General features: G+C 67.0%; 2 pseudogenes. Both read left to right on the top strand.

The features are described 5' to 3' along the window. Positions 1 to 205, top strand: a pseudogene (locus tag AC5RVV_RS18065) (pirin family protein); the annotation flags it as partial. Positions 206 to 339: 134 nt separating this feature from the next. Further along, positions 340 to 467, top strand: a pseudogene (locus AC5RVV_RS18060) (class II fructose-bisphosphate aldolase); the annotation flags it as partial.

Below are 467 nucleotides of genomic sequence, written 5' to 3'. Positions count from 1 at the left end.
GATGTGGTGGAACTTCGTGGGCCGCAGCCATGAAGAGGTCGTCAGGTACCGGTCACACTGGCAGGCGGAGATCGGCGCCGAGGACCGGAGTGAACCGTACGACGACGGCACCTCCTTTCCCCGGTTCGGCACCTTCCCGGCCGGCGGGCCCGCCCCGCTGCCGGCCCCCGTGCTGCCCAACACCCGGATGCGCCCCCGCGGCTGAGGCCCCTCGCAGGCGCCCCCGGCCGGCAACCGCTTCACACAACGCCGTCTGCGGAACCGCCCCGGGAAACTTGGCTAGGATGGGGGCAGAAGAGGTTCTCTTCCCATCCACACAATGTGTACAAGGAGTCAGGCATGCCCATCGCAACCCCTGAAATCTACGCCGAGATGATCGACCGCGCCAAGGACGGCGGCTTCGCTTACCCGGCCATCAATGTGACTTCCTCCCAGACGCTCAACGCCGCGCTTCAGGGATTCGCCGA

This window comes from Arthrobacter sp. MDT2-34-1, assembly GCF_059091365.1.
Note: the sequence above shows the minus strand (reverse complement) of the source record. Positions and strands in the feature narration are given on the sequence as shown.